This is a genomic window from Streptomyces sp. NBC_00536 (assembly GCF_036346295.1).
GTDB lineage: Bacteria > Actinomycetota > Actinomycetes > Streptomycetales > Streptomycetaceae > Streptomyces.
Window position 1 is genome coordinate 1 of the sequence record NZ_CP107819.1, and the last position, 24,587, is coordinate 24,587.

At 67.0% G+C, this 24,587-nt stretch carries 13 protein-coding genes and 3 pseudogenes; 9 read left to right on the top strand and 7 right to left on the bottom strand.

From position 1 onward, the window contains the following. Nucleotides 1–800: 800 nt before the first annotated feature. A complete protein-coding gene (locus OHS33_RS00005) occupies nt 801–3,335 on the top strand; it encodes a DEAD/DEAH box helicase (RefSeq protein ID WP_330328278.1) in 2,535 nt (844 codons plus the stop codon). A gap of 187 nt (nt 3,336–3,522) precedes the next feature. Here OHS33_RS00005 and OHS33_RS00010 read toward each other — a convergent pair whose 3' ends face one another. Beyond that, nucleotides 3,523–5,838, bottom strand: coding sequence for a DEAD/DEAH box helicase (locus tag OHS33_RS00010; RefSeq protein WP_330328279.1), 2,316 nt, complete (start codon nt 5,836–5,838; stop codon nt 3,523–3,525). Between the two features lie 202 nt (nt 5,839–6,040). On the opposite strand from OHS33_RS00010, the gene OHS33_RS00015 reads away from it, so the two are divergent. The 4 genes from OHS33_RS00015 to OHS33_RS00030 all read left to right on the top strand — a co-directional run bounded on the left by OHS33_RS00015 (nt 6,041) and on the right by OHS33_RS00030 (nt 11,648). Then, nucleotides 6,041–7,162 (top strand): TniQ family protein, encoded by a 1,122-nt coding sequence (locus tag OHS33_RS00015; protein WP_330328280.1) that lies wholly within the window; start codon nt 6,041–6,043, stop codon nt 7,160–7,162. A 125-nt stretch (nt 7,163–7,287) separates the two neighbouring features. Continuing rightward, the gene (locus OHS33_RS00020; protein WP_330328281.1) at nt 7,288–8,049 is read left to right on the top strand and encodes a TnsA-like heteromeric transposase endonuclease subunit; all 762 of its coding nucleotides are present in this window, start codon (nt 7,288–7,290) and stop codon (nt 8,047–8,049) included. Nucleotides 8,050–8,059: 10 nt separating this feature from the next. After that, nucleotides 8,060–10,435 (top strand): transposase, encoded by a 2,376-nt coding sequence (locus OHS33_RS00025; protein WP_330328282.1) that lies wholly within the window; start codon nt 8,060–8,062, stop codon nt 10,433–10,435. An 88-nt stretch (nt 10,436–10,523) separates the two neighbouring features. After that, nucleotides 10,524–11,648, top strand: coding sequence for a TniB family NTP-binding protein (locus OHS33_RS00030; RefSeq protein ID WP_330328283.1), 1,125 nt, complete (start codon nt 10,524–10,526; stop codon nt 11,646–11,648). Nucleotides 11,649–11,759: 111 nt separating this feature from the next. Here the strand turns inward: OHS33_RS00030 and OHS33_RS00035 are convergent, their stop codons facing one another. The 6 genes and pseudogenes from OHS33_RS00035 to OHS33_RS00060 form a co-directional block, all read right to left on the bottom strand. After that, nucleotides 11,760–12,629: a DUF6414 family protein gene (locus OHS33_RS00035; RefSeq protein WP_330328284.1), complete on the bottom strand. Its 870-nt coding sequence runs from the start codon at nt 12,627–12,629 to the stop codon at nt 11,760–11,762. An 868-nt stretch (nt 12,630–13,497) separates the two neighbouring features. Continuing rightward, complete coding sequence (locus OHS33_RS00040) at nt 13,498–13,650, bottom strand: hypothetical protein (RefSeq protein WP_330328285.1); 153 nt, start codon at nt 13,648–13,650, stop codon at nt 13,498–13,500. A 428-nt stretch (nt 13,651–14,078) separates the two neighbouring features. Continuing rightward, nucleotides 14,079–14,888: pseudogene (locus OHS33_RS00045) on the bottom strand (transposase); the annotation flags it as partial. 134 nt (nt 14,889–15,022) lie between these two features. After that, nucleotides 15,023–16,459 (bottom strand): group II intron reverse transcriptase/maturase, encoded by a 1,437-nt coding sequence (ltrA, locus tag OHS33_RS00050; protein ID WP_330328286.1) that lies wholly within the window; start codon nt 16,457–16,459, stop codon nt 15,023–15,025. Nucleotides 16,460–17,199: 740 nt separating this feature from the next. Next, the gene (ltrA, locus tag OHS33_RS00055) at nt 17,200–18,636 is read right to left on the bottom strand and encodes a group II intron reverse transcriptase/maturase (protein ID WP_330328286.1); all 1,437 of its coding nucleotides are present in this window, start codon (nt 18,634–18,636) and stop codon (nt 17,200–17,202) included. A gap of 513 nt (nt 18,637–19,149) precedes the next feature. After that, the gene (locus OHS33_RS00060) at nt 19,150–19,965 is read right to left on the bottom strand and encodes an ISL3 family transposase (RefSeq protein WP_443065397.1); all 816 of its coding nucleotides are present in this window, start codon (nt 19,963–19,965) and stop codon (nt 19,150–19,152) included. A 714-nt stretch (nt 19,966–20,679) separates the two neighbouring features. On the opposite strand from OHS33_RS00060, the pseudogene OHS33_RS00065 reads away from it, so the two are divergent. From OHS33_RS00065 to OHS33_RS00080, 4 genes and pseudogenes are all read left to right on the top strand, one after another. After that, nucleotides 20,680–21,987, top strand: a pseudogene (locus OHS33_RS00065) (NF041680 family putative transposase); the annotation flags it as partial. A gap of 121 nt (nt 21,988–22,108) precedes the next feature. Continuing rightward, entirely contained in the window at nt 22,109–23,605 is a 1,497-nt protein-coding gene (locus tag OHS33_RS00070) for a transposase (protein WP_330334846.1), read from the top strand. A gap of 40 nt (nt 23,606–23,645) precedes the next feature. Next, nucleotides 23,646–23,831 (top strand): annotated as a pseudogene (locus OHS33_RS00075) (NF041680 family putative transposase); the annotation flags it as partial. After that, the gene (locus tag OHS33_RS00080; RefSeq protein WP_330328287.1) at nt 23,828–24,181 is read left to right on the top strand and encodes a hypothetical protein; all 354 of its coding nucleotides are present in this window, start codon (nt 23,828–23,830) and stop codon (nt 24,179–24,181) included. The pseudogene OHS33_RS00075 and the gene OHS33_RS00080, both read left to right, overlap by 4 nt. Nucleotides 24,182–24,587: the final 406 nt, after the last annotated feature.

Sequence of the window (24,587 nt, forward strand, 5' to 3'; positions counted from 1 at the left end):
GTACCTGAGCGCTGCGCGCTCAGGAGAGAACCGCTCCGCTTCGCGGAGCAGAGCCGGCCCTTTGGGCCGGGGTCCTACGCTTCGCTTCGGACTGTCCGGATTCCGCTGCGCTCCATCCGGACTGGCCCGCTGCGCGGGCCCAGAGAACTCCCTTGCTTCGCGCGGGAGCTGACCTCGTTTCACGGGGTGTAGACCTTCGGCTTGTTGGGGTGTTCGCTTCGCTCCCACCCTGGTCCTTCCGGCTTCGCCTTCAGGACCATAGGGGCCCGCTTCGCGGTCCCCTGCTGGCAGCAGCGGGAAGGCCGCGGCCTCTCTTCGGCTGACGGCCAGTGAGAGCCAACCGAGAGCAGGGACCTTGGATCCCCCACTCAGGTGCGTCCCCCCGGTAGGGCTCGTGGTTGGTTTTGGGATCCCGCTACAGTCCATGACTCTTCCAGGCCCGAGAGGCCGTCCAACCGGCCCGGGCTTCGCTCTACCCCACCTGATTCATTATAGAGCCAGGATAGATATGGGAACGGATCCGTTGCAGCGCTCCGAGTGCAGCGGCCGGGTCCCCCGTGTGCGGCGAATGCGGACACGGCCCAGTAGTGCACGGTAGTTGGGCGAATTTCACCGCATCGTGTGGATCGGCGCATCTGCGCCCCGCACCAATGGGTAGTCCCTTGGTGGCTCTTCATGGGGCCAATATGACCAGGTACCCAGGCCATCCATCGCCCTCACGTCCCATCACCTTTACGTACGGGTCGACCGTCCCCGCCTCCTCGAAATCGACCGGCCCACCCAGGAGGAGACAGGCCAAAATGCCGATCACAAACCGCGTCGACCAGCGCGAGGCCGCTCAGCGAGAAGCCATTGACGCAGTTCTCCGCGCCCTGGAACCGCCTACAAGAGCGCACGCGCCCGAGGGAGGGCTCCGGACACAGGTGATCATGGCGACCGGATCGGGAAAGACCCGGGTGGCTATCCACAGCGCGGAAAAGCTCCATGCCAGCCGTGTACTGGTCCTCGTCCCCTCGCTGGACCTGCTCGCCCAGACCGAGGCCGCATGGCGCGAGGGCGGCCGTCGAGGACCCATGATCGGGATCTCCTCGCTACGCGGTGAGGAAGTCCCCTTCCCCAACACCACGGACGTGCACGAGCTGGTGGAGTGGACGCGAAGCCTGGACAAGGTCACCGTCTACGCCACGTACGCCTCCCTCGGCCTGGGCACCCTGGAGAAGGCCCACAACGCCGGCCTCTCAGCTTGGGACCTGATCGTCGTGGACGAGGCGCACCGGACGTCCGGGCGGATCGGAAAGCCGTGGGCGGTGATCCACGACAACACCCGGATCCCGGCTTTGCGCCGACTGTACATGACGGCCACGCCGCGGATGTGGCAGCTCGGGGACGAGGAACAGGCCGGCTCGCCGGGCGAGCTGGTCGCAAGCATGGACGACGACCCGGACGGGCCCTTCGGCAGCCGCTGCTTCACCCTGACGCTCGCGGAAGCCATCGACAGGGGAATCTGCGCCCCCTACCAGGTCGTATGCGTGGACATCACCGACCCCCAGCTCCAGGCCGCACAACTCCTGGGCGCCGAAGCCCGCTCCGAGGAGATCCGCGGGGCCCGGCTCGCCGCTCTGCAGACCGCCCTGGTGAAAGCATCCTCAGAAGAGGACTTCCGCAGAACGCTCGTCTTCCACCACGTCGTCAAAGAGGCCGAAGCCTTCGCCGCAGGCCTCCCCGACGTCACCGCGCAGCTGAACGACACGGACCCCAAGCTGTACCCGGCCACGATCTGGGCGGACTGGCTCTGCGGCGAGCACAGGCCACTCCACCGGCGCCGCGTCCTCGCCGAGTTCGCGGACGGCACCGCCACGGACGGCACCGCCGTGGAGAAGGCCTACCTGTCCTCCGTAAAGGTCCTCGGGGAAGGCGTCGACACCCGCACCTGCGACTCCGTCTACTGGGCCGACGTCCGCGGCTCCATGCCCGACCTCGTCCAGGCCCTCGGCCGCGCCCTCCGCATGCAGCCCGACGAAGGGAAAGTCGCCTCCCTCGTCGTGCCGATCCTCCTCGGACCCGGCGAGACAGCGGACAACATGCTCACCAGCCGGGCGTACGACGGACTCGCCAAACTCCTCGAAGCACTCCGAGCCCACGACGCCCGGATCGTGGAGACCCTCGCCGAGCAGCAAGCGCCGAGCCGCTACAAGCCCGTCAGCGAACGCGGCAGCAGCAAGAACGGCAATGGGTCCGGCAGCGGCTCCGGGAGCGTCAGCGCCCCCGCCAAAACCCTGCTGAAGTTCTCCACACCGCGCGACCCGGCCGCGCTCGCAGCGTTCATCAACCTGCGCATCCTCAACCCCGAACACGAACACTGGCGCCGCGGGGTAGAAGCCACCGTCATCTACGCCCGCACCCACGGCAACCTCCGTGTCCCATCCACCTTCCGCGTTCCGGACGCGGACAACACGAAAGCGTCCGGTTGGCCAGCCTCGCTCGCCAACTTCCCCCTCGGGCAATGGACCGCCGACGCCAGGAAGCGCTACACCCGCGGACACATGAACGCCGAGCGCGTCACCCAGCTGGAGAAACTCGGCATGATCTGGTCCCACCACGACGTCGCGTGGGAAGAAGGCCTGGCCGCCGCACGCGGCTGGGCCGCCGAACACGGCCACCTCCTGGCCCCGCGAGACGCCACCTACCAGGGCACGGCAGTGGGAATCTGGCTGAAGAACGCCCGAGTCGCCGCCCGCAGAACGGCGGAGAACGAGCAGCGGCACTCCGAGGGACTGCCCCTCCAGCCATCGGCCTGGACGATGACACAGGACCGCCGCAAGCAGCTGGAGGACATCGACCCCTCCTGGTGCCCGGACTGGCCCGTGACATGGCAGCGCTGCTTCCACCTCGTCCGACTCCACCTCAACACCGGCCAGGCACTACCAACCGCGGCAAGCAAGGTCATGCGCCAGGGCGAGGACCTCAGCCGGTGGGTCACCTCAGTCCGGCGCGGATGGAGCCAACTCACCAACGTGCAGCAGTGGATGTGCACGCAGATCCTCGGCATCACACCCGCGACCGAGAACAAGAAACCGAAACCCCGTACCAGCCAGGCCAACAAGTGGGCGATGCACTACGAAGCCGCAACCCAGTTCTTCGAGCGCGAGGGGCACCTGGCTGTGCCCCGCAAGCACATCGAGACGATCACCATCGGCGGCGACAGCGAGGACCAGAAGCAACAAGACGTGGCGCTGAAGCTCGGCGCGTGGATCGCCAACCAACGCGCCCGGGCCGCCACCCTCGCACCGGAACGCGTCGAGCAGCTGTCCAAGGCCGGGATGCGGTGGGCGTAGCCGCGCGCAGTGGTGGATATCAGGGGGACCTCGGCCCGCAGCCAGACGCAGGGGTAGCTCAATAGCAGTTCTGTAAACAACGGCCTGTCCGCATCGCCGACCGTACTGCCGCGCAACCCCAGCACGCTGGCATCCAGAACCCCGTTGCCCGCCACCGCGGGGCGTCACCCGGGGAACACAGGAGCCATCAGCACCATCGCATGTCCAGGGCCTCCAGAGCGTTGATCTGCCGCAAAGTGAGCCGGGCGGGATCGCGGCGCCGTTCGCACAGCCAGCGGCGCAGCAGGAGCGGGTCGCCCGCATCGTCGCCGCGGTAGGCGGTGGGGACAGCGAGGTGCTGATGGGTGCGCCAGAACAGGTAGGCCTCGCGCAGCCCTCTGTGGAAGGCCCAGGCCGAGTATCCGCGAGGCCGGTCCAGCAGGTGGGCGAGGGGGTGGCGCAGAGGGATCTGGCCGAGGAGTTCGTGCTGGGTGGCGGTGAGGTGGGGCAGAGCGGCTATCTGATCGGCCAGCCAGTGGCTGTAGGGGTTGGTGGCCTGTTCGGGACCGAGGTCGGGGAAGGGAACCTTGTTCCGGCGTGCGGCACTGAGGACGGCCGCGTAGGTACGGCGCCACTGCCCGCCCGGGTCCCAAGGGCTGTTCCACCAGGGGTAGATCTCGTTGAGGGCGCGGTGATAGCAGTAGGGCAGGGTGTGGCGGTCTGCTTCGGCGCGGCGTCGGGAGAGCCACATACCCAGACGGACCCCGTGATGGGTTTCGGTGCGGGCGGGGGCAAGGTGGCCATGGCGGCCGGTGTAGTCGCGTGCGATGTCGAGAGTGAACTCGATGCTGGTGGGCGGGTGTTCCCACCGGATGCCGAGGCGTTCGAGGTCTTGGGCGCGCTGTGGCAGGAGCATGCCGTGCTGTTTCATGGAGCGCTGCCTGCCGACCCACCAGCCCAGGTAGAAGCCGTCCGGAGCCTGGTGGCGGCTGGGAACGTTCAGATGGTGGTGGGTGTCGTAGTAGGCCTGGGCGTGCTGGTAGGCGGTGTCCCAGATCTGGTTGGGAGCGGACACGTGCCGGGGGCGGAGCAGGCCGATGAGTTCGTCGGCCCGTAGCGGCCGGGCAAGGGTGTAGGGGCGCTGGGTGCGGTCGCCACTGTGGAAAATGACGCGGTCGAAGACGAGTTCGTCCCACATGCTGAGGCTGATGAGGATCTGGTGCAGCAGGTGGAAATTGGTGCCTTTGACTCCGTCTTCGATTTTCTGGTTCGGGCTGAGGTAGACGGGGACGATGATGCGGGCGATCTTGCCCTGTCCGGGGATCTGGCGAAGGGCTCGGCCGATGGCCTGGAGGATCTGGACGGGGCTGCTCTTGGGATCGGCGAACAGGACGGAGTCCAGAGCGGGGATGTCGACGCCCTCGGTGAAGCAGTTGCAGTTGCTGAGCACCGCTCTGCGCGGAAGATCCTCTCCCGCGGGGCCATGCGTGGGGGTGTCGATGAACTCCTGGAGTGCCGTGCGGCGGGTGATGGCGCGAAGGTTGCTGTGGACCACGTTGCTGGAGAGACGGCAGCGCATGTACGGGGGCATGTACTGCGCGGTCTCGGCGAGGGTTTCGGCGAAGACAGAGGCATCGGCGATGTAGGTGTGGAAGGTAAGGGTCCGCCTGAGGTCGTAGAGGTGCTGGGCCTGCAGGAGGGCGACTTGTGCGGCTGCCAGGCGCAGTCCCTCACTGGTGGCGTCGGTTCGTCCGGGATGGCGCAGGGCTCGTCTGAGGTCCTCTTCTGTGACTTCGACGGCGACGATCTCGTAGTCGGCCAGAAGGCCTTCGGCGATCGATTCGGCCAGGGAGAGACGGCAGACGACCGGCCCGTACAGGCGTGGGTCATCCATGGAGGCGATGACGTCGGTGCCCAGGGTGTCCCCGTCCGTGCCGGGGGCGAGGACGCGGGGTGTGGCGGTCATGTGCAGGCGCCTGCGGGCGGGAAAGAGGGCGTCGTCAAGGACACGGGCCCAGGGCCGGTTGCCGTCACCGGCGGTACGGTGGGCCTCGTCGCAGATGATGAGGTCCCAGCGGGCGAGGTGGTGGTCGCGGTGGGCCTCTTCGATCTTCTCCTGTGACTGGTAGGTGCAGAAGACATTCAGGGGGCCGAAGGCCGCAGCCCTGGCGGCGTGGTGGGCCAGTTCCGCGGATGATCCGACCCGCAGGACACCGGCGGGCAGGGTGCTGCCAGCCTCCTCGTGGCAGATGATCAGGTAGAGGCCCCGGCGGCCTTCACTCTGCCAGGCCTGCGCGGTCTGGTAGAGCAGTTGGATGTTGGGGGCGAAGAGCACCACGTTGCCGTGCGGGGCGATCCGGTGGGCGATGTGGAGGGCGACGAGGGTTTTGCCGGTGCCGGTGGCCATCACGACGCTGATGCGGGCGTGATGGTCGAGGAACGCGGAGACGCTGTTGTCGACGGCGACGGCCTGGTGGCCGCGCAGCGGGGTGGCGAGCTGTTCTTCGGTGACGGTTCCGGGCACCGGTGGCTCCCTTGCGATCGCATGCCTGGAACCTCATGGTCCGCGCAGGAAACCGTGCCCAGTTTCCTTTTCGCCGACCGGTTCACACTTTCGGGCATATCCGACGGGCAGGCAGGTTTCGGCGGCACGGTGCGGAGCAGCATGAGGCAGCCGTGCTCTCGACAGCGGTGTCGGCAGCGGGGCAGCTCCGGAGAGGGGAAAGGTGAACGGGCAGGGAGCGGTGCCCTGGCGGTTCGGCCCTCGCCGGCCGCTGCCGGTGCGGGTCGTGCCGGTAGAAGGCGAGTCGACGGGCAGTTTCGTCGGCCGGCTCGCACACGGCCAGGGCCTTCAGCTGGAAGAGCTGCTGGAGCGCGTGGGCTTCGGACAGGCCTCAACCGATCCGGTGCGGGTTCGGGCCTATCCCTCCACCACCGAGATGTACGTCAACGAGCAGGGACTTGAGTACCTGGCGGTACTTGCCGGGAGCACCGTGCGGGCGCTGCAGGAGGCCCTGCCCAGCACGGCGGCCGCGCACCTGCTCAAGGCCGAAAGCACACCGGTGTGGAAGTGGCCGTGGCTGGTGCGCGAGGGTCACCTGGTGCCGCTGTGCGGGGCTTGCGCCGCCGACCGCGGGGTGCGGGAGAGGGTGTGGATGCTCAGTGCGGACCGCTGGCGGGTGTGCGGGGAACATGGGCGGTTCACCGACAACGACAGCACCGGGGGCGAGCGCGGGCTGTCGCTGAAACTGCTGCCGGAGACGGCACGGGCGCACCAGGAGCGGGAAGCCCTCCAGCGTCGGTACGGGCCAGCCGGCCGGGAGCTGTTCGCCGACGCCTTCCAGATCACGGTGCACTGGTGGACACACCTCCCCGGCACCCCACGCTGGATACAGCGGGCACGGGAGGCGGACCTCACGGCGCGGGCGGTGTCTACCGCGCCGCTCGTGCTGATGCCGGAGGCCGCGGCCCTGGCGGAGCGGCTGGCCGCTTTCGAGCAGGCGGACCGGCGGGACGGGCAGGCCCGTACGCGATGGCTGGACAGGCTGCGGGACGAGATGGACCGGTGGGGCGTCGACTTCCCCGTCGGCCGGCTGGCGCTGATGGACTGGCTGCAACGACACAGCACCCCCACCGCCCGGGCGCCGGACACCACCGGCGGGCTTGCCGTGGAAACGGCACCGCCGGTGCGACCTGGTCGTGCCGGCGGACCGGCCGCCGGAGAACCACGGCAGGTGCCGGACCTGCGACTGCCAGCCGGACACACACGAGCGGCACAATCCACCGGGGTCCTTCAGGCGGCATCGTGCCTCCCCTGGCAACTGGGACAGCCCGCATGCGAGATGTGAAACCCGGCGGCGCGACGGCGTCCTCTGCGGGCGGCGATGCCGCGGAGGATACGGGAACGGGCAGTGGCGTTCCCCGGCGGTCTGGTGTGCGCAGCGGCGCGACACTTCTGCGGGAAACGGGCGGCATGAGCGCGGTGGAGAGTCCCGGCGGCCTGCCGGAGAGTGAGACGGTCCGGGGCCTGGAGCGGGATGTCGTGGCCTGGTACCGCGAACCGTACGGACCGGCGCGCGTCTGCGACGCGGCGGGGCTTCGAGAAGTGGCGCTGGAAGAGTTCGGGCCGGTGAGCGAGCCGGTGCCCTACCGGGGCCGCAAAGGCATCATCACCTACTGGCCCCTCGCGAACGGGCGGACGGTGATATGCGGGTCGCTACGCATGTGGCACATCGCGCTCGCGCTGGACTTCGACGAGCACATCGATGCGTTCAGCTGCGAGCCACTGGAACTGCGCTGGCGAGCCGGTCAGCGGTCAATGCGGTGGCGGCCCCCGTTCGTAGCCCGTACCCGGGACGGGGAGCGCCAGGTCCTGCTCCTGTCGTTCCCTGCAGGGGCGCCGTCCGCGGTGCACACCGACCGGCTGCGCGTGCTCGGCGAGGTCGCCCAGGCAGCCGGGTGGCAGATCAGGCACGTGCCAGACCCCTCCACCTTTCAGACGCAGAACCTGCGATGGCTGGCCGGCTACCGCTTCCCCTCCCCGGCAGCAGCAGGTGAACGCGAGGCGCTGCTGGGCGCCTTCGGCCAGCCCATCGGGCTGCGGCAGGGATGTGCGGCCAGTGGTCTGCCTGCACTGGCCGCGCTGGACTTGGCGTACCGGATGATCTGGCAGCGAAGGCTGCACATCGACTGGCAGCGGCTGCTGTTGCCCGATTCACTCGCCTGGGCCGGCTGAGGAGCACTCCATGGCAAAGCGTGGAGCGGACCGAGGCACGGTCGCGGTCCTGCGTCTGGGGACGCGGGTTCGGTGGGAGGGTGAGCGCTGGACGGTGGTCACGTTGGCAGGGCCCTTGGTCACGCTTGAGCCGTTCCCTGGCGCCGGTCTGCCGCAGGCGGTGCTGTACCGATGGTTGACGGGCGCGGCTGACTTTGCGTTGCTCGACACCGAGAATGAGCCGATGTCTCCCAGCAAGGTCACAGCTCCGGGGGCGTTGGAGGGACTGTCTCGTGCTGACCAGGAGCAGGCCCGGATCTGGCATGAGCGCCTGGTGGAGATCGATACCGGCTTCGCTCCGGGTGCGGCCCGGGCGCGGCCCGAGTTCGACCCGGGCACCACCAATCTGGGCCAGCGGTGCGCCGCCATGTCGGTGCGGCTTGGCGACGCCGGTGTCACCGTCTCTGCCCACACGCTGGCGGACAAGCGACGGGCCTGGAAGGCCGCCGGAGAGAACGCGGCGGTGCTGCTGCCGAAGAAACGCGGGCGCGTTCCGGGAGGCCGCACCGACCGCAGGGTCCTCGCAGCCATGCAGGAGGTGGTGAGCAGCTACGCGCGCAAGTCGGACGTGACCGAGGACGCCGTCTTCGAGAAGGTGATCCAGCTTCTGAAGGCTCGCTACCCCGGCGAAATGAAGGATCCCGTCCAGGCGAAGGCCCTGCTGGTTCCGCGCACGACTTTCTACGTGCGTATGAAGGACACCGGGCTCGCGGAGCAGCTACGCGACACCACCCGCCGGCGTACGGCGAGGGCGGCCAAGCCCGCCCTCCCCCACGGCAGCACTTTCATGCGCCCCCGACGGCCGGGCGAAGTGACGCAGATCGACACCACGCCGCTGCGGATCGTGGCCCGGGGCGACGACGGGAAGCCGGTGAGCGTGGAAATGACCACGTTGGTCTGTGTCTCCACCCGCTCCATGTGCGCCCTGATGATCACTCCGACGGCGAGGAAGGGCGAAACCGGTGGCGGCCGGGCGACGCGAGCGGTCGATCTGACGCTGCTGCTGGCGCAGTGCTATGCGCCGTGGCCGGTGCTTCCCGGATGGGACCCTCTTTCCGCGGCCGCGCTCTCCCGCCTCCCGTTCGCCTCCCTCCAGGCCGCCGACCCCCGCTTCACCGAGGCGACCGCGGCACGCCCGGTCATCCACCCCGAGATGATCGTCTACGACCAGGGAAGCCCCTATGCGAGCAGTCACTTCCATGAGGTGTGCGCCCGCCGGCGGATCGCCCTTCGCCCTGCCCGCAAGGGCACCCCGACGGACAAGCCACTGGTGGAGCGCTTCTTCACTACCCTGGCCACCCGATTCAGCCAGCACGTGACGCACGGCTGGCAAGGCCGCAGCCATCACACCCGCGGCCGGGGAGTGGAACGCAAAGCGCTGTACACCATCGACGAGCTGCAGCACATGGCCCAGGAATGGGTCGCGTTGGAGTACCAGCAGTCCTTCCACCGGGGCCTGCGCAGCCCCTTCCTGCCCAGGGTGCACCTGTCCCCCAACGACATGTATGCGGTACAGGTCGCGCGCTGCGGCTATCGGCCGCTGCCGCTGGCACCAAGGGAGAGCCGCAAGTTCCTCCTGGCAGCCTGGGTCAAGCCCAGCACAGAGGGGTTCACGGTCGGCCACCGTACTTACCAGCCCACACGGAAGGACCTGGCGCGCTACGAGGAGATCCTCCTGCGCGGCCCCTCCGGCCGCCCCGGCAAGAACGGCCGCTGGGAGTGCCGGTACAACCCGTACCGGCCCGAGCGGGCCTGGCTGTATGACCACACACGTGACGGCTGGGTCGAGACCGACTTCATCCACCGGTCCTTGCTGACCTGCCAGTGGACAGCGGACATGTGGCAGGAGGCCGCTGAACGCCACACCGGGGCTGGCGGCGATCCAGGTGAGGAGGCCGCGATCGCCCTCGCGCTGGAGCAGCGGCGACGGCGCACTCGCAAGCCGCCCCCTCAGCGCCGCACGTCCGACGAGCCGTTTCAGGGTCTGCCTCTCCAGGTCGACGATCACAGCCCTGGGGACCGGTACGTCGATCTACCCGTGATCGACCTGTCGACGCTCAGGCCGTACCCGTCCCTGCCCGTTTCCCCCGCCTCGCAGACCTCTTCGGTTCCCGCTCCATCGTCCGGCAAGGAGACCGGTGAGGGGGCGGGGGCCGACGCGCTCTCCATGCTGGATGCGCTGTTCGCCACCGAGGGGGCCGCGGACAGCGATCAGGAGGAAGCCAGCTCCCTGGATGCATCGCTCGGCTACGCCAGCGAGATCTTGGACCTGGAAGAACCGGAAGACACAGACGTGTGGGACGCCGACGTGTGGGAGGGCGAGGAGGAAACAGGAACGCCCAGCTGACCGCCCCGCCGCCACCGATCCCGCGCCGCATGCCCACCAGTGCTCGGCACGGCCGCCCCCTGCACGTGAACGCCCCGAAAGAGGAACCATGAAGGCCACCGTGGAGTCGCAGAAGAACCGCGAGCAGCGACTGCAGATGCAGATGCGCGCCACCCCGATGCGCCCGCTCAATCTCCTCTACCGCAGCGGGTGGGACGAGTTCGTCCGCGAAGAGGTCAACCGCCCGCACGACTCCCTGGCCCCTGGCGCTGACGCCCTGGCGGATTCCGAGGAAGTACGGGCAGCTCGGATCGCCTACCACCGGCACATGCGGATGGTCCTCACCACCCCAATGGAGAAGGTGATCAATGAAGTGGCACAGGCGGTCCACCTCAACAGCGGGCGCCGTGACGGACTGCTGGACCGTGTGATCGACGGCCCGCATGGGACAGGCAAGAGCGCGCTGCTTCGCGCGGTGGGCCGACGGGTGCAGCAGGACGTGGAGAAAGGCCAGCGCGGGCACGACGCGAACGTCGTTCCGGTGGTGCACATCACCGCTCCCGACGAGGCCGAGTCCAAGACGGCATGGGTCTGGGAGATCGCCTGCTTCCTCGGCCTGAACCCGGCCCCCAAGAACAAGACCGAGCTGCTCGACTGGCGCAAACACCCCGACCTGTCCCAACCGGTCAACTACGTACTGGAAGTTGTGCAGACACGGCTCCTTCTCGTCGACGGCCTGGACACCGCCACCCCCGACCAACTGATCTGCGTACTCCCGTACTTCGACTACCTGCGCAACAAGCTCGGCATCACCACGATCTTCTGCGGCACCGGTGCCAACGCCCGCATCCACCAGGCCCGCCACCGCGCCGACAACCAGGTCCGCGTCCACACAGCACCCCTGCGCGCGGCCGAAGCCCCCCGCGGCATGCCGGATACTGCGGCATACCGCTCCCCTGGCCTTCCTGTCGCGTGGATGCTCCCCCTCCCCCTGGACAAGGACGATCCGGAGACCTTCCGCCGGGTCCTGGCCGGATTCCAGGAAGACCTCAGCCTGTACAAGCTCGACGACCACGCACTCACCCGCCATGCCACACAGCTCCACGCGATCACCGACGGCCACATCGCGCTCCTGTCCCAGCTCATCTGCACCGCCGCCGTCCAGGCGATCGTGTCGGGAACGGAGAACATCACCCTCGCCGACCTCAGGGCCATCAACATCAGGGCCCGGTAACCCGCCCAACCACCCCCGGCATGCCGCCGCCACGCGAACACAACGATCCGCGAGTCCCCCCGGACGCCGAACCGCACAAGCATCCCGCAGCGGACAGCACACGACCCGGGCTCAGTACAAAGCGATGGCATTCACCACAACGGCAGGTCCGCTGATGTAGGCGTTCACATCGCCGCTCGGCAAAGCAATGCCCACATCGGCCCAGGCCCTGCGCAGCTCCGCCAAGACGTCGTCCACCTGCGTCATGACCGTCCGCCGGAACATGTACTCCCAGCCCGACAGGAGCCACTCCTCCGCGCTCAAATACCCGTCCGGGGAACCATCGATGATCCGCGACACGGTACCGAGCACTCGCAGACCGCCCTCGACACGATCCGCCGAGGCATCGTCAATGAAATGGTTCGGGTCCACGTTGACATACACCTTGCATGGCAGCCCGGAACGTTCCAGCTCAAGCAGGACCGGCACAGGCGGAAGCTCGTTGTGCAGATACACCCGCTTCATCTGCTCCTGAAGACGGGGGTCCGTCCCACTGAGCGTGGCAGGCAGGTTGCCCAAGTCCTCCAGGTTCGCGTCCTCCAGGACCCGGCGCAGGATGAAAAACAGCTTCCCGAAGTGACTCGCAGCCGTGATCCTCGTGATCCCCTCGACCTCCACGAGGTCATCCCGGGCCAGAACACCGTCCGCTCCCGGCCGGGTCCTGACCGCGCCGTCCGCGATCAGAGTGTCGATGACTCTGCTGACCTTCGCCTTGAGGCTGGGATCAAGACTGTAGGTGCTCTGCCGCTCGACATCGCTTCCCCGCGAGGCATCGACACCGGCGGCCGCCGCTCCCACACCGAGCTTGAGCTTGCCCCCGCCCGAACGCCGCCGGGTCGTCTTCTCCACGATCTCCTCGCGCTGCGGCACATCGATCTCGTGGTAGTCCGCCTCAGCGAAGAGAGTATCCGTATCCAGGTAGATCGGTGTACGCAAGGCCATATCCAGAGTGTCCCATCCCCCACTGACACCACACGCTCCTCCAGCCCAGGCCCCGCCCGTGCCGTCCCCGGGCGCTCCCACTTACCGCCCAAGGCCCGCGCCCACGACCCCTGTCAACCATCACCACCCAGCGACGGCGGACACCATCAAGCGCCGAGACGCCCACCGACAACCAGACGCCCCGTACCCGCACAGCAAGATCCAACCCAGGCTCCCCGTCCGCGCTGCAGCCCCACGCAATAGGAATCCCGATATCTCCACAACTTTCCACACCCGCACCTACACCCACAGGCCAGAGCCACCCCTCCCCCAGAACCCCCAAACCACATAGCCCCTGACAGCGCACCAGCAATCCCGAGATCCCCACAACCTCAGCAGATCAGAGACCTAGAAAGACAGCAGCAAACCCAGGAATCCACAGCCGCCACAGCGGCCATGATCAGCCCCGCAGCCGCCTCCCCGGCGCCCGCGGCCGCACCATGCCTCACAGACACCGCAATCCCCTGCGTTCCCCGTGCACAGTGCACGCGGTATTACGGCGAAAGCCCCACCGACGTCGCCGACTACGGCGTCGTTCTCCCCTGCCTGAGGCTCGGCTACGTCCGCTGCCTGGACTCCCTAGGCCCCCGCCTTTCCGAAGAACACGCATAGGGCCCCTCAGCCCGAGGGCCGATGCATCCCGGACCATCACCCGCCCCCGAACAACCCTCCACGAGGCGGGTGAACCGGCGAAAGCCTCTACCAGCACCCCACCCCGCAACAGCCGGTCACCCGGCAGACAGGACGCCCCCCGCCCGAGCCGCGGTACGTCCTCGACACCTGCATCGACGCACAGCTGCAGACAGGCAGCCCCGATCAGCCGTCCGGTTCACACACGCGGGTATTCGTGGCCGGGCGGCGGGTACTCCTGGCCGGGGAGTTCGGCGACGCCGTAGAGGACGATCCACTCGAACTCCGACAGCTCCCCGCCCCGCCCGAGGCCGTCGTCAGCGGCTTCGTCGATCGCCTTCAACAGCCGCATCGACCGGCTCCCGGTCCGCCATAGTCCGCGCCAACGACGGCCGGGGCAGACCGGCCGTGGTCTGCGGACACTCGGACCGGATGCCGGGACTGCCCGCAGACAGCCCCAAACGCCCACCGCAATTCTCAATACATTTGCGGGACTCTCATCCAACTTGCGGGACCGCAGGTCAAGACCCCTCCGACACCGGAAACAACCCATCACGGACCGCCTCATAGACCCACAGCCTCACAGGTTGTGAACGTTCTCGTTATTCGGCTCTGTCGGGGATCTTGTGGTGCTCCTTCAAGGGCAGGGGCGGCGAGTCACTTCGCAGCCCGTTCTGCCGGCACTGACTCAAGACGGAGAAGTTCTTCGGCGGAACAGTCGGAATCGGGTCTGTCCAGTAAACGGCTCTGTCTCACATTCGGTGGTGACGGAGGGTGGTGTTATCCGAGAAGGATGCGGTGACGGAGCAGGGTGAAGCCTGCTCGTCCGTGCATCTGGCGGGCCATCCGCTTGGTCTTGGTGTTGATCCCCTCGGTCGGGCCGTTGCTGTACGGAAGTGTGACCGCGGCGATCACAGCGTCGCGGTCTCGCTCGAGGCCGCGACTGAAGGCGTGCAGGTGCGGCAGGTCGGCAGTACGGACCTGGGCGATCCAGAGTCCGAGCGCGTCGGCGTTCTCGGGCCGAGGCTTCAGAAGCGGGGCGAAAGTCCGGATGGCAGCGGACAGGTGGGTCATCTCGGGGCAGGCAGCGGTCAGCTGGTCCAGGAGGTCGCGATGTCCTGCCTTAAGGCTCTCGGGCCTGGTCAGGAGCATCCGGGCGAGCCTGCGCGGGGAGATGTGGCTGCGGTCGGCGTCCGCGCGACCTTGGTTGATGTACTTGTGCAGGAGGTTGAGGCAGCCTGTGAACCCTAGGGCCTTGATCTCTTCGAAGAGGTGCTGGACGGGAACAGCAGGGTCGTCAGCCCGGCGTCTGCGCAGGTGCTCGCGGTGGGGATCGACGAGGCTGGACCGGTATTTGGGGACGCGGAGCATCCGCTCCGGCCGGTCGGCGCGGGCATAGCGTTTGACGGTGTTCAGGGCCAGTTGGAGGCGGCGGGCGCATTCGAGGAGGCCCACGCCCTGGTTGAGTAGGTCGTGGACTTGGTGCCAACGTTCCAGCGTGGTCTTGGCTCGGGGCCCGTCATAGAGAGGGGCGTCGAGCACGGTGGCCCAGCAGTTGCTGTGTGCCTTCACCTCGTCCAGGGCGGCTTCGTAAGGTCGGCCCAGGGCGCGGTACTGGCCTTTCGACCAGCCCGTCTCCCCGGACCGCCTCCCGAACCCGCCGTGCGAGTCGTCCTCGCAACGGGCTCTCCACAACTCCCGTACAGAGCCGTAGATTTAGGCCCTCATGCTGATGCGAGTGGCCAGGGTGAGGGAATCACTGATCCGCGATAGCGATACCGGGTCGTACGCACCGTCCCGGTCTGGAACAGCTCTCGCTCCTGCCCTCTTGGCCACCATCCGCCGTCGCAGTAGCGGCGCCGGAGTTCCTTCCACGTGATCCGGTCGTGCTTGCGACGAATCCATCCGATCACCCGGCGCCACGCATACGCGCTCAGGTACTGGAAGGTCGCGCTCGACACCCCCGGGCGGAAGAACGCAGACCAGCCCCGCAAGACCGGATTAATCCGGCGCAGGAGCTCGTCCAGCGGTTCGTTCGCACTGACCTGCCGACACAGCGTCTTGACCTTCGCCATGACGGCGCGAAGCGCCTTCCTGGACGGGTAGGTGTAGACGTAGAACCGGTCGGTTCCCCTCTTGCGGTGGCGCTGGATGTGCCAGCCCAAGAAGGTCATTCCCTCGTCGATATGGGTGATCAGGGTCTTCTCCTCCGACAGGTGCAGGCCCATCTGGACCAGTACCTGGGCAGCCTCTTCCCGGAGGCCCTGGGCATCGTCCCTCGTGCCCGCCACAGCGAGCACCCAGTCGTCCGCGTACCGGACCAGCCGGTAGTTGGGCAGACCGTGGCGTCGGCGCTTGCGCCGCTCGCCATGGGTAGATACGGGGCCTCCCGGCGTCCGGGCGAAATGCTCGTCCAGGACTGCGAGGGCAATGTTGCTGAGCAACGGCGACAAGATCGAACCCTGCGGAGTGCCGGTGTAGCTCTCCTTCAACTCGCCTTCCTCTGTGAAGATGCCAGCCTTCAAGAACGCCTTCACCAGCGCCAGGACGCGTCTGTCTCCGATTCGATTTCGAACCCGATCAAGCAGGTCCGGGTGTGAGATCTCGTCGAAGCAGGACCGGATGTCACCCTCCACGATCCACTCATAGGAGTGGGACGTCAGGTGTCGCACCTCGGCCACCGCGTCATGGACCCGATGGTTGGGACGGAACCCGTAGGAGCACGGGAGGAAATCCGCCTCAAAGATCGGCTCCAGCACCAGCTTCATGGATGCCTGCACCACCCGGTCGCGGATTGTGCTGATCCCCAGGCGGCGGCGCTTGGCCGTCCCCGGTTTCGGGATCAGTCGCTCCCGCGCCGGCAATGGCTGGAAACTACGCTCCTTCAGTGAGGTTCGCAGAATGTCGAGGAATTCCTCGACGCCCAGCCCCAGCGTGATGGACGAGACCGTACGGCCGTCCACCCCGGCAGTCTTGGCACCCTTGTTGCTCCGAACCCGATCCCATGCGATGAGCAGGAAGGCGGGGTCGGTTACGAGGTTGAACAGGTCGCAGAACCGCCGATGAGGATCATCCACGGCCCAACGGTGCAGCTTGGTCTGGATCTCCAGTACCCGGCGTTCGGCCTTCATCAAGACCCACTCCAGCTCGTCGGTATTCACCAACGTCCTCCTGGCATTCCAATCTCCTTACTGCTGAGTTGCTGGGCCCCTTCGCCGTGTACGCGCCTCTCGCGCGCTCGGACTACTACGGGCCCTCCGCCCCACCCGACGGCCGTCGGCCGACACCGGGCCTGCCCGTCACCGGACTGGATGTCCGGCGGGAGGGCAACCGCGGGTGGTTCCCACGTTCACTACGAATCGTTCGGTCAGGTCGGCGTCCAGCTGTACCCCGGCAGCATCACCACGCCTACGCCGCAGGCTTTCAACGTGGTCTCCAACCGGCCCATGCAGACGGTATTGGAGTTGGCCCTGCCCAATGAGATCGGGCCACGCACTGCAAACCCAGCCCATATCCACCAGGTTGGAGCTGGGAGGCACTGTTACGGGGCTTCGGACACTGATTCACTTGCGTTACGCCTTCTGACCTTGCTAGCCGAACCCGAATCGTCTGGCAGTGCCGATCCGTCCCGGCGTTGTCGAGGCTGCTTACCGCCCTTCCTGTCGGTTCCCAGGTCAGGCTGCCTCCAGCTTCTGCCAATCCGCTGCGACAGATCGGCGGTGGAGCCCTTTCATCTCCACACGAATTCGTAGCGCCTCGTGGCGCACGTAAGGTCGGCCCAGGGCGCGGTACTGGCCTTTCGACCAGCCCGTCTCCCCGGACCGCCTCCCGAACCCGCCGTGCGAGTCGTCCTCGCAACGGGCTCTCCACAACTCCCGTACAGAGCCGTAGATTTAGGCCCTCATGCTGATGCGAGTGGCCAGGGTGAGGGAATCACTGATCCGCGATAGCGATACCGGGTCGTACGCACCGTCCCGGTCTGGAACAGCTCTCGCTCCTGCCCTCTTGGCCACCATCCGCCGTCGCAGTAGCGGCGCCGGAGTTCCTTCCACGTGATCCGGTCGTGCTTGCGACGAATCCATCCGATCACCCGGCGCCACGCATACGCGCTCAGGTACTGGAAGGTCGCGCTCGACACCCCCGGGCGGAAGAACGCAGACCAGCCCCGCAAGACCGGATTAATCCGGCGCAGGAGCTCGTCCAGCGGTTCGTTCGCACTGACCTGCCGACACAGCGTCTTGACCTTCGCCATGACGGCGCGAAGCGCCTTCCTGGACGGGTAGGTGTAGACGTAGAACCGGTCGGTTCCCCTCTTGCGGTGGCGCTGGATGTGCCAGCCCAAGAAGGTCATTCCCTCGTCGATATGGGTGATCAGGGTCTTCTCCTCCGACAGGTGCAGGCCCATCTGGACCAGTACCTGGGCAGCCTCTTCCCGGAGGCCCTGGGCATCGTCCCTCGTGCCCGCCACAGCGAGCACCCAGTCGTCCGCGTACCGGACCAGCCGGTAGTTGGGCAGACCGTGGCGTCGGCGCTTGCGCCGCTCGCCATGGGTAGATACGGGGCCTCCCGGCGTCCGGGCGAAATGCTCGTCCAGGACTGCGAGGGCAATGTTGCTGAGCAACGGCGACAAGATCGAACCCTGCGGAGTGCCGGTGTAGCTCTCCTTCAACTCGCCTTCCTCTGTGAAGATGCCAGCCTTCAAGAACGCCTTCACCAGCGCCAGGACGCGTCTGTCTCCGATTCGATTTCGAACCCGATCAAGCAGGTCCGGGTGTGAGATCTCGTCGAAGCAGGACCGGATGTCACCCTCCACGATCCACTCATAGGAGTGGGACGTCAGGTGTCGCACCTCGGCCACCGCGTCATGGACCCGATGGTTGGGACGGAACCCGTAGGAGCACGGGAGGAAATCCGCCTCAAAGATCGGCTCCAGCACCAGCTTCATGGATGCCTGCACCACCCGGTCGCGGATTGTGCTGATCCCCAGGCGGCGGCGCTTGGCCGTCCCCGGTTTCGGGATCAGTCGCTCCCGCGCCGGCAATGGCTGGAAACTACGCTCCTTCAGTGAGGTTCGCAGAATGTCGAGGAATTCCTCGACGCCCAGCCCCAGCGTGATGGACGAGACCGTACGGCCGTCCACCCCGGCAGTCTTGGCACCCTTGTTGCTCCGAACCCGATCCCATGCGATGAGCAGGAAGGCGGGGTCGGTTACGAGGTTGAACAGGTCGCAGAACCGCCGATGAGGATCATCCACGGCCCAACGGTGCAGCTTGGTCTGGATCTCCAGTACCCGGCGTTCGGCCTTCATCAAGACCCACTCCAGCTCGTCGGTATTCACCAACGTCCTCCTGGCATTCCAATCTCCTTACTGCTGAGTTGCTGGGCCCCTTCGCCGTGTACGCGCCTCTCGCGCGCTCGGACTACTACGGGCCCTCCGCCCCACCCGACGGCCGTCGGCCGACACCGGGCCTGCCCGTCACCGGACTGGATGTCCGGCGGGAGGGCAACCGCGGGTGGTTCCCACGTTCACTACGAATCGTTCGGTCAGGTCGGCGTCCAGCTGTACCCCGGCAGCATCACCACGCCTACGCCGCAGGCTTTCAACGTGGTCTCCAACCGGCCCATGCAGACGGTATTGGAGTTGGCCCTGCCCAATGAGATCGGGCCACGCACTGCAAACCCAGCCCATATCCACCAGGTTGGAGCTGGGAGGCACTGTTACGGGGCTTCGGACACTGATTCACTTGCGTTACGCCTTCTGACCTTGCTAGCCGAACCCGAATCGTCTGGCAGTGCCGATCCGTCCCGGCGTTGTCGAGGCTGCTTACCGCCCTTCCTGTCGGTTCCCAGGTCAGGCTGCCTCCAGCTTCTGCCAATCCGCTGCGACAGATCGGCGGTGGAGCCCTTTCATCTCCACACGAATTCGTAGCGCCTCGTGGCGCACGCACAGGTTGTGCCACACATGCCAGCGGTCACTGACCTGCACGGCGTCCGGCAGGGCCCGGCGGATGGCTTCCGCGTAGGTAGTCGATCCGTCACGGCACACGACCTCGACCCCCGGATGGGCACGCAGCCACGCTTCCAGCGTGCCGGCGGTGCGGTCGGGCAGGACATCGATCCGTTCATGGGTCTCGGCGTCGATCACCACGGTGGCATAGCGGTGCCGTCGTCGCAGAGCGAAGTCGTCCACCCCGATCACTCGCGGCACCTGCCCGACCGGCAGGGGGATGCCAAGCAGGACACGAAGGGCCGTGTGACGGGACAGACCCATGGCGAGTACCGCCAGCAATCGGACTCCCGCCCGGCCCGCTAACTCCTTCACCACCGCCTTGACCTGCCTGGTCAGACGGGTAGTGCGCCTCTGATAGCGCTCTAACACCCCTGGCACCTGCTCACGGAAGGTCTGGAGGCACCCGCGCGTGGGACACACCAGGCGCCGCACTCGTACTTGGAGCACCACCCGTCGGCCGTCGACCGGCACATCGGCCACCTTCCGCCAGTGATAGCCGTGCACCTGCCCCGACGGTGCCCCGCACACCGGGCAGGGCGCGGGCTCCTGCGGAGCCCGCGCCCTCACCACGACCCGCCCGCCGTCATCGACCACATCCTCGATGACCAGCGGGGATATCCCCGAAAACACCATCTGCACGAGCTCGTTGACATCCATCACACCGACAACAACGACCTCCGCCACTCAGCGTCACCACCGAATCTGAGACAGAGCCGTTCCTTTTACAGTCCCCTCGGTACCGCCAGGCGGCTTCGTAGCCGCGGTTCCAGTCCTGGCGTTCGGTGTCGAAGACGGCGTAAGTGATCCACTTCGCGATGAGCGCGGGGTCGCGGGGCGCCGCGAAGCGAAGCAGCAGCCGGGCCTCTTCGCCGTCGTCGTCGGGTGCGTCGCCGATCTGTGCGTTCTCGTTCATGGTGCGGTGTGGCTGTTGACGGGCTGTCTCTTTGACCTGTGATGCTGCGGGTCGTTGAGGCGGTCGGTGATGGGTGGTTCTGGTGTCGGAGGGGTCTTGAGCTGCGGTGCCGCAAGTTGGATGAGAGTCCCGCAGGTGGATTGAGAACAGCAGTCCGCGGTCCGGCTCGGGGGTTGTGGTGTTCTCGGGATTTCACACAGCCCCTCCTGCGCCCAGTCCACTCCGAGTTCGGCGAGTGCGTGCAGTTGCCCGGCGTCGAGCCGGTCGCGGCGCTGTTTCTGGTTCACGACCCACACCCCAGTCCGATGCGGCCCGCTCGGCAACTCCTCAGCTTGCCGTTTATCCACCGGCGTCGAACTGAGCTCGAACTTGTTCGGGGTTTCCCCAGTTCACCGGACGTGCGTGAGGCCGGGCCCCGATCCTGTGCTCAGGGTTGATCCAGCACGGAGGCCGGGATCGTGGGACTGGTCGAGCACAGCGTCCAACGAGACGAGTTGACGAAGGTGTCGGAGTTCCGGTCGGAGCTGTACGCGTGCCTGACGTCGAGGGCGGATGCGCTGTTCGACTTGTGTGACGCGCTGCTGTGCACCGACGGACCGGTCCGTACCCTCGTGGATCTGGCGCTTGCGCCGGAACACCGACGTGGGCACGGGGCCTTGTACTCCGGGATCAACCAGGGCCGGATCGACGTCGCCCGCCTCCGTCGCGCTCTGGCGGACGTGCCGTTGCCCCGGGCGAGCGACGGCCGCCTGGTGTTGGCCGTGGACGTCTCCCCGTGGCTTCGGCCGGACGCAGACACCAGCTCAGACCGGTCCTTCTGCCACACCTTCGGCCGTGGCCTGGGCAAGCACCAAATGGTCCCCGGCTGGCCCTACTCAATCGTCGCCGCCCTGGAGACGGGCCGGACCTCATGGACGGCCCTGCTGGATGCGATCCGGCTGGAGCCCGGCGCTGACGTTGCCGCGGTCACCGCCGATCAGGTCCGCGACGTAGTCGAACGCCTCATGGAAGCCGGCCAGTGGCGGGAGAGCGACCCGGATGTCCTGGTTGTGCTCGACGCCGGATACGACGCACCCCGCATCGCCCACCTCCTCGCCGACCTGCCCGTCGAGGTGCTGGGTCGGCTCCGTTCGGACCGGGTGATGCGCAAGCCCGCTCCGGTGCCGTGGATCTGCCCGCCGCAGGGCGGCCGCCCGCCCAAGCACGGAGGTGAGTTCGTCTTCGGCCGGCCCGAGACCTGGGGCGAGGTCACCGCGGTGACCGTCACCCACACCGACCGGTACGGGACGGCGACCGCGCAGGCCTGGGACCGGCTCCATCCCAGACTGACTCGTCGGGCCGCGTGGCTCGACCACGAGGGCCCGCTGCCGGTCATCGAGGGCACCGTGATCCGCCTGTCGGTCGAGAAGCTGCCCAGCGGCGGGGTGAACAAGCCCGTCTGGCTGTGGTGGTCGGGCACCGGCGCCCGTCCGAAGGACGTTGACCGGTGCTGGCAGGCCTTCCTCCGTCGCTTCGACGTGGAGCACACCTTCCGGCTCCTCAAGCAGACGCTCGGATGGACCCGGCCGAAGCTGCGGGACTCGGCGGCAGCTGACCGCTGGACCTGGCTCGTCCTGGCCGCGCATGCTCAGCTCCGCCTGGCTCGACCTCTCGCACGGGATCTGCGACGGCCGTGGGAGAGGCCTGCGGAACCGAACAGACTCACCCCGGCCCGGGTCCGACGGGGGTTCAGGAACCTGCGCGCGAAGACGGGGAGGCTGTCGCACAACTGCCGCCCACTGGTGGTCAAGTGCGAGCCGATGTTCGGTTCCGGTCTTCTGTGGGGCGTCTGAGCCTGGATCTGTGGGGCGGAACTTTCTCCTGTGTGACCGTAACCGTGTGCTTGAGATGCCGCAGGACGTGCGGGAGTGGCTGCCACCCGACCACCTGTGCTGGAAGGTGCTCGACGTCGTTGATCACCTTGATTTGTCGGAGTTCGTGGACAGCTACCGCGATGACCGTCAGGGACGAGCGGCCTATCCTCCGCAGGCTCTGATCGCGCTGCTTCTGTACTGCTACAGCAAGGGAATCCGCTCTTCCCGCAAGATCGAACAGGCCTGCTTCGATGACGTGGGATGCCGAATCATCACCGCGAACCGAAGAGTCGACCACTCCACCCTCGCTCGCTTCGTCCGACGTCATCGGGAGGCTTTAAAGCTGTTGTTTGTGCAGGTCCTGGCGATGTGCAGTCGTCAAAAAGGACTGCTTAACCTCGCGGCCGTTGCAGTGGACGGCTCTCCGATGGAGGCGAATGCCTCACGTGATTCGAACCAGCGCCTGCAGCGGATTGACCGTGTGATCTCGGAGTGTGAAGCCGAGATCGACAACATGGTGGCCGGATCCCTGCAACCTGACGTGGGCCGGGACGGGGGGTCAAAGGGAACAGGCTCGGACAGCGACGTGGTGCCGAATGAGTGGCCGCGGTTTTCGCGTTTGTTGGACCGGTTCAACCGGGCGGTCGCGGCCAGACAGAAGCTCTTCGAGCGTGCTCTTCCCTCGGCTGGGGAGATTCGGCTCAAGGTGGAGGCGGCCGAGCGCATGGTGGCTCGGGCGGAGAGGCGACTGAACTCAGAATCTGAGGCCCACAGGAAGAAGCTGGAGAAGTACGCCGAACGGACCCGTGCGGACCTGGCGGCGGGGCTTCGCGGGGCCAACGGCCGGCCACCGGTGCCGATGGAGCACAAGACTGTACTGATCCGGCAACGGAAACGGCTGGTCAACGCCCAGGCATGGCTTGAGCGGGCCCGCAGCCCGAGGCCGGCTCCTTCCTCAACTGCTCAGGCCTCGCTCAGCGATCCTGATTCTCGGATGATGCTTTGCAAGCGCGGCGGGTTCGTCCAGGGCTACAACATCCAGATCGCCTGCGCCCGCCGCCAGCTTCTCCTGGCGATCGAGGTTCAAGACAACCCGTCCGACATGACCGCCCTCGTCCCCATGGTGAACAAGACGCAGGTCAACTGCCTTGCCGCCGGGATAGAGCAGCCGATCCAGCTCTGGCTCGCCGACAGTGGATATGCCTCGACCTCAGCCTTCGAGGCACTCGCTGACTTTCCACTCCTTGTCTCGGTGACCAGTGAGGCCCACCAGGCAGGCTTCGAGGCGAAACGCGAAGGTCCACGGGGTGGCCAGCACGAGATGGCAGCCCGCCTCGCCACACCACTGGGCAAGGAGCAGTACAGACAACGGGGTGCCCTGGTCGAGCCCGGGTTCGCCCAACTCTTCCAGAGGTTCGGACGTCGGCTGAACTACCGCGGCCACGACGGCGTGGACACCGAGATCAAACTCCTCGGTGCGGTCCACAACCTCAACAAACTCTTCGATCACAAGGCCAGAACAAGGTCTTGAACGCTGCCGGGCGGCAGTTGTGCGACAGCCTCCCGGCACGCCAGCCGGTGCACCAAAACCCACACGACCCGGTCCCGGCCGCCCGCTCGGCTCGAAGAACCGGCGGCCAGCCACCCGCTACGACGTCGGACGCGTTCTCGCCACCGGCGAGGCATACACGCGCCCAGCACACCACAAGACAGGAACCAAACCGCGGCGCGGTGGTGACCCGAACCCATCGCCGTGAACACGGCGATGTTGGATAGCGGCATGGTGAGACGCAAGAAGGAGAAGAAGAAGCGGCCCGCCTGGGGCATTCCGAAGGGAATCGTCCTGTTGGCGACGCCGGAGGGCTGGCGCACCAGTGTCCTCACCATGGAAGGCGGAATGCTCTGCGGGCGCCTGGACATGCCGATCAACACCGACCCACAAGACGCGCGGGCCGCGGCAGTGGTGATGGTGACGGAACTCGCGCGCGCCTTCCATGACACCGACGTCGAGGTGACCTGGGATCCGCCCCAAGAGCCCTGGTCATGGACCGCCCAAGTCACCCTCGCCACCGGCAACGAAACTCCTTCGCCAGCTACCGGTGCATAAACGTCAAGCTCATCGACCTTGCCTCACGCCGTCTGGCCGGGTGGGTGATCTCTCCCCCTCATGCTCCCCCTCGGTCTGTCCGCTCCTCCGTCCGAAGCGGGCCCCACAGGCCGGCGCAGGAGGTCCCGGCGTTCTGCGCTGCGGGCGCTGACATCGAGCCTGCTCTACAGCAGCCCGGCACGCCTGAACTGGCAGGCCCTGTCCAGGCGTCGCAGGCCTGGTTCGATGTGCATGATAGGCAGGGCCATGACTCCCATCTCCGTGCAGCACGCACGATGCACAGGCGCCGCCACGTCACCAACTCACCGAACCCGGTCCTGCCGTGCACGGCGCCTGAGCTGATGCTCATCCTCCTCCCGCAGCAACTCACCGAGCGCCCGTCCGGCGGAAGTGACGCCGCTCCTTC